The sequence below is a fragment of the Spiroplasma sp. Moj genome (assembly GCF_016082285.1).
Classification (GTDB): domain Bacteria; phylum Bacillota_I; class Bacilli_A; order Mycoplasmatales; family Mycoplasmataceae; genus Spiroplasma; species Spiroplasma phoeniceum.
On sequence record NZ_MQTY02000081.1, the window covers coordinates 1 to 4,747 of the forward strand.

Genomic DNA, 4,747 nt, shown 5'->3' on the forward strand with positions numbered 1-4,747 from the left:
AAATTATAATTTGCTATTAGTATCTTTTTAAAAATATTTACAATTATTTTAATAGGTTATGCAAGAAGTCTACTTAACATTTGGAATTCTACTCCTGTTTCTTGAATTTGACTATTATTCTTTTTCAATAATTCAGGTCGGCAATTCTTATAACTTAATTTTACTTGTTTCTTAACTGGGTCATAGTCTAGTACCTATACTTCAACATTGTCACCAATATTAACAAATTCTTTGATATCTCTTACATAGTAATCTGAAATCTCACTAATGTGGATTAATCCAACAGAATTTTTTAATTCACAAAATGCACCAAACGGAGTAATGTTTGTAACTTTTGCAAGAACTTTATTTCCTTTTACATACATAATTCGTCACATCCCCTTTCTGAAACTGTACTAACTATACCGCTAGAACTATGAAAATCATTTTCTAAATAATAAAATATTTTGCATAAATATCTAGCATAAAAAAGTATCGTTTATTATTTTAATAAATTAATTCGATACAATCCGTTATTTTCACTATTATTTTCTTCTTGTTCGGTCTTTTCTTCTTTATATGAATCAGTGTAATTACAATTTGGATAATTAGTACACGCCTTAAAACGTTGACGTCGCTTATTAAATTTCAAAATAATTTCACCAACGCCACATTCTGGACAAGGACCAAATTTTGGACCAGTCTGATGAATATAACGACATTTTGGAAACCCTGAACATGCAATAAATTTCCCGTATTTTCCATACCGATATACTAAATCATTTCCACATTCTGGACATTCAATCCCCGCCTTCTCAACTGGGATTTCTTCCATTAATTCCATTGCTGCTTCAATGCGTGGCTCAAATCGTTCTCAAAATTCTTTTAATAATGGTTTTGGTTCTGCGTCACCGTGTGCAATCACATCCAAACTTTCTTCAATTGTTGAAGTGTATGTTTCGTTAATAATATCACTAAAATATTCTTGTAATTTATCACTTGTTAAAATCCCTTTTTCAGTTGCTTTAATTGCTTTGTTTTCTACAATAATATAACCACGATCTTTTAATGTTCGCATAATTGGTGCATAAGTTGATGGGCGTCCAACCCCAATTTTCTCTAATGTCTTAATTAATTTCGCTTCAGAGTAACGACTTGGTGGTTTAGTAAAATGTTGAATTCCATATAATTCATTTAAATTAATAATTTGATTTGGTTTTAACATTGGCAACTTTGCAATTTCTTCATTACCTTCTAAAACATAACATTTTAAAAACCCATCAAATTGAATCGTACTTCCTGTCATCCGAAATTCATAATTATTATTATCTAAAATAATTGCTTTACTTAATAACTTTGCATTCGCCATTAAACTAGCTAACGCACGATTATAAATAATTTTATATAAACGTAGTTGATCACGACTTAAATATTCTTTTGCCGCTTCTGGTGTCATTGTTAAATCAGTTGGACGAATTGCTTCATGAGCATCTTGCACATTTTTTTTATTTTTTGGTGGTGTTTTAACTCCACCTAAATATTCTGTTCCATATTTAATTGTAATATAGTCAAAAGCATACTGAACAAACTTATCACTTAATCGAATTGAATCTGTCCGCGGATATGTTATAAATCCAGTAATATTATCTTTAACTTTAATTCCTTCGTATAATTGCTGAGAAATTAATGATGTTTTATTTGAAGCAAAACCCATTTTACTACTTGCTTCTTGTAACATTGTTGAAGTAGTATGTGGATTCGGTGATTTTCGTTGTTTTTCACTTTCTTTAATTTGAACAACAACAAAATCTTTTTTTAAAGCTTTTTTAACTTTTAGAACATCTGCTTCTACTTTTAATTCAATTTTTTCATCCTTAAATTTTGTTAATTTAACAACTGCCTTTTTATATAATCCTTCAACAGTCCAATATTCCTCCGGCACAAAGTTTTGCCATTCTTTTTCTCGTTCAACAACTAACTTTAAAGCAACCGATTGTACTCGTCCAGCTGATTTTGACTTAATCTTTTTCTGTAACAATTTGGTTAAGCGAAAACCAATAAAACGGTCTAAAATTCGTCGAGTTTCTTGTGAATGAACTAAATTCATATCTAAATCTGTTTGATGTTGAAATGCCTCTAACACTGCTTCTTTTGTAATTTCATTAAAGCGAACACGGCGAGATTTCTCACCACAATTTAAGACTTCATTTAAATGATAAGCAATTGCTTCTCCTTCTCGGTCAGGGTCGGTTGCTAGAATAACCAAATCTGCTGCTTTGGCTTCTTGTTTTAATTTTTTAACAATTTCTTTTTTTCCACGTTCCATTTTATAACTTGGTTCAAAAGTTTTAATATCTACTCCTAACCCATACTCACCTTTTGTTGATAAATTACGAATATGTCCTTCTGATGATAAAACTAAATAATTTTCGTCAAGATATTTTTCAACTGCTTTTGTTTTAGTTGGGGACTCCATTATTACCAGCGTCTGTGCCATGTTTTCTCTCCTTTATTTTTTAAAACACATCAATAATTATTATACATAATATTTTAAAAAACTATTTTGAAATTTATTATTCTAAATTAAAATATTTTTTTTATTTTAGCAATTATTGTATCAATTCCTTCAGTAACACTGGGAACAGTAAAATACAAAATAACAGTTACTGCAATTAATAATAAAATAACACCTAAAACACTGATAGTAATTCAAAAAGCTTTAGCATTAAATTTTGATTTAGTAACTACTCCAAATTTATTTTTTTTAATTTTTTTTGTTTTATTTTCTTTTGCATGATAAAAATTTTCAATTAATTGATCATATTGTTTTTCTGTCAATCCAAATTGGGCCATTGCTTCATAATGATCCATTTTAAGATGACCATATTCATCAAATATTTTTGGATAAATCTCACTAACTCGTTTTTCCCCTAATGATGTTTTAATTGTATAATCCTTATATGTCCCAAAAGCTGGTTTTGTATCCTTTACTTTATCAATATCAATAAAGGTTATTTCATCATCTAAAACATCTGTTTCTATTATTTCTGGATTAGATTCCATTAAATCAAAGTCTGGTGATTTGACACCTAAAAAATCATGAATATCTTCAGCAGTAGCCTTATTAACATCATTATCATTTTTTGAAATATCATTGTCATTTTTCTCAGGTGAATCTCCTACTTTAAATTCATCATTAAAAAAGAAACTATGCGTATCATCTTCAGGATTAAAATTATTATCTGAATCATCTTCAAAATCAAGGAAATTAAACTTATCTTCTACATTATTTTCAGTTAAAGATGAACTTTTTTCTGGTTCAGAACTAACAATTATTGAAGAAACTTTTTTTTCATTTAAAGCATCAGATTGGTCAGATTTTGACTTTAATAATTTAGAATCAATACTATCTGTTGGTAAATGTACAGAATTATTATTACTTGAATTATCATCCTTTTTTGCTCAAGTATTAACCAATTTTTGGTTTAGTGCTTCTGCTTCTTGCAAATGGCGTAATGAAGTATCTAATGTCTCTTTTAAGTTTTGATATTCATCAAAATTAGATTTTGGTCGACTGCGATGACGCCCAATAAACTCATCCAAAATATCAGAAATATGTAATGCTCAATTATATTCTTCTTCAACACTTAATGGTAAACTTGGACGACGAAAATCATTATAATATCGTTCTGTCCCTAATGGAATACGAGAATTATAAGGAGATAAATAATAATCTTCTCTAACAGGTTGAAATTGATATTGAAAATTATCATTAATTCTAGCATTATTGGCTAAATTATTAAAATTTTGTCAAAAATTATGTGGGCTATATTGATATGGTTGTCCTAGTGACAAACTTTGATTTGGTTGCAGTCCTGTCATTGGATACTGAATAATTGGGGAATATTGATATTGTGCAAATAACGGTGGATATGGAGGTTGCGGAATTGAATACTGAATTAATGGTGGTGTTCCACACCCATAAGAAGGAAAAACAGGATATTGATAATAATTAAAAAAATTCGGATGGTGATGAATCCGACAGTTATTGTGACAATTACTGCTATGACCCTTTTTACTGTTTTGACACATATGTTTACCCTACTTATATTAATCGCTTATATTTACTATATCATAAAATAATGTTTTCTTCTATTAGTGTTATTAATAAAGATGCTGTTTTATTTTTTGGGGGAAAATAAAAAGGGTTATCTTATTTATAATTAGTTTGTTAAAAAAATAATTAGAAAGGTACCCTATGTCTTATGATTATAAACCAAATATCAAACTTACTAAATAAATTTAAAATTGATTTACCTACTTTATTTAAATTTGCTAAAGTAGAAATTACACCTAAAAATTTATTAGAATGATTTCAACATAAAAATATTGATTTTTTAGAAAGAATTATTAAATCTGCAATTGAATTAATTGATTACAAACTATTAAAATCTGAATATGTCCAAACGCGTTTTATTTTAAAAGGATTGTTTCAAAGAACAATTATTTTTCAACATGGAAAAACCACATTTTATCGGCGAAAATATTTAATAAAACCAGAATATCAAAATAAAAATAATCCTAATTATCTATATTTCTCATCATATCTATTTATTTATTAAACTTAGCAAATTATTTTTAAATTAGACTTCTTGCATAACCTATTAAAATAATTGTAAATATTTTTAAAAAGATACTAATAGCAAATTATAATTTTAATTAATTATGTTTTTTATTTAAAAATTTAATATTTTCCTACAACGAAAAA

General features: G+C 27.5%; 4 protein-coding genes. 1 reads left to right on the plus strand and 3 read right to left on the minus strand.

All coding sequences use genetic code 4. From position 1 onward, the window contains the following. Positions 1-194: 194 nt before the first annotated feature. The 3 genes from BST80_RS04125 to BST80_RS04135 form a co-directional block, all read right to left on the minus strand. Entirely contained in the window at positions 195-365 is a 171-nt protein-coding gene (locus BST80_RS04125; RefSeq protein ID WP_415746093.1) for a S1 RNA-binding domain-containing protein, read from the minus strand. A gap of 116 nt (positions 366-481) precedes the next feature. Then, positions 482-2,476, minus strand: coding sequence for a type I DNA topoisomerase (topA, locus tag BST80_RS04130; protein WP_415746094.1), 1,995 nt, complete (start codon positions 2,474-2,476; stop codon positions 482-484). A gap of 86 nt (positions 2,477-2,562) precedes the next feature. After that, complete coding sequence (locus tag BST80_RS04135; protein WP_415746095.1) at positions 2,563-4,071, minus strand: hypothetical protein; 1,509 nt, start codon at positions 4,069-4,071, stop codon at positions 2,563-2,565. Between the two features lie 173 nt (positions 4,072-4,244). Here BST80_RS04135 and BST80_RS04140 point away from each other — a divergent pair, with 173 nt between their 5' ends. Continuing rightward, positions 4,245-4,601 (plus strand): hypothetical protein, encoded by a 357-nt coding sequence (locus tag BST80_RS04140; RefSeq protein WP_400249082.1) that lies wholly within the window; start codon positions 4,245-4,247, stop codon positions 4,599-4,601. Positions 4,602-4,747 lie beyond the last annotated feature (146 nt).